Source organism: Caulobacter sp. GW822-FHT07D08 (genome assembly GCF_058798735.1).
Window position 1 is genome coordinate 1 of the sequence record NZ_JBXAKU010000051.1, and the last position, 1,383, is coordinate 1,383.

Below are 1,383 nucleotides of genomic sequence, written 5' to 3' on the forward strand. Positions count from 1 at the left end.
ATGTGTTGGTGTGGACGGCCTCTCATCCCAACGGTTTGATGGCGCTTAGCGTCAACAAGCCAGTCGAGAGGAGAGCCACATGGTCACACCAGTGCGTATCGGCATGGACACGGCTAAGTCCGTGTTCCAGCTCCACGGAGTGGATGAGAACGAGGTTGTAGTTCTGCGTCGCCAGCTCCGGCGCGCCGACATGATCCGTTATTTCGAGAACCTTCCTCCGGCCCTTGTCGCGATCGAGTCCTGCGGTAGTTCCCACCATTGGGCGCGGCTCCTGGAGTCGTTCGGCCACGAGGTGAAGCTGATCCCGCCGCAGTACGTGAAGCCGTACGTAAAGCGCGGGAAGAACGACGCGGCCGACGCCGAAGCGCTCTGCGAGGCCGTCACCAGGCCGACCATGCGTTTCGTGCCTGTGAAGTCCAAGGACCGTCAGGCGGCCTGCATGTTGATGACGGTGCGCGAGCGGCTCGTCATGGTGAAGTCGCAGCTCAGCAACGCTTTTCGGAGTTATGCGGCGGAGTTCGGGATTGTGGGCCCGTCCGGCCGGCAGAACGTCAACGGCCTGATCGCGCGCGTCCTCGAAGATGACTCGCTGCCGGAGCTGGCGCGCGAGCTCTTCCAGTTTCAAGCCAAGGAGTACGCCGCGGTAGAGGCGCGCTTGGCGGAGATCGACGCGAAGCTGATGAAGTGGCACCGCGCCGACGAGCTGAGCCGGCGCATCGCCACCATTCCCGGCGTCGGCCCTATCGGCTCAACGTTGCTGAGCATGAAGGCGCCGCCGGCGGAGACCTTCGGCTCCGGGCGCGACTTCGCCGCCTGGCTGGGGCTCACGCCGCGAGACCATTCGACAGGCGGTCGATCAAGACTCGGCGGGATCACCAAGGCTGGAGATCCATCGATCCGGTCAACGCTGATCGTCGGGGCCACAGCGCTGCTGCGCCATGTGCGCCTCGGGCATACAAAGCCATCCCCCTGGCTGGCCAAGCTCATGGAGCGGAAGCCGCCCAAGCTGGTCGCGGTCGCGCTGGCCAACAAGTTCGCCAGGATTGCTTGGCGGCTGATGGTCTCGGGCGGAGTCTACACCCGGCCCGCAGCACTGAACCCGACCTGATCTGAGACCGGCGCCCGGAAGCCAAAGAGGCTGCACCGGACCGCCCAGGAGACTTGCACGAACGACAGATGGAAACGACCTATCGGTTGGTACGCGCGACATTCCGAAGATTGCACTGGCATCCCGATGTCGCCAATGTGTTTGGAGCGTGCGTAGCGAACACCATCTTGGCCAGCGAGCTTCTCGCGCAAACAGGCCGGACATCTGATAGCAAGCGTTAGGTCAGACAGTCTGCGCGTTCACTGCAAGCGGGGGGCCGTCCACATCTGCAATCT

Annotated in this window: 1 protein-coding gene; it reads left to right on the forward strand. The window is 63.6% G+C overall.

Going from position 1 to position 1,383, the window contains the following annotated elements:
- Window positions 1-79: 79 nt before the first annotated feature.
- Window positions 80-1,108, forward strand: a complete 1,029-nt coding sequence (locus tag AC1RJ9_RS28315) for an IS110 family RNA-guided transposase (protein ID WP_492842011.1) — start codon at window positions 80-82, stop codon at window positions 1,106-1,108.
- Window positions 1,109-1,383 lie beyond the last annotated feature (275 nt).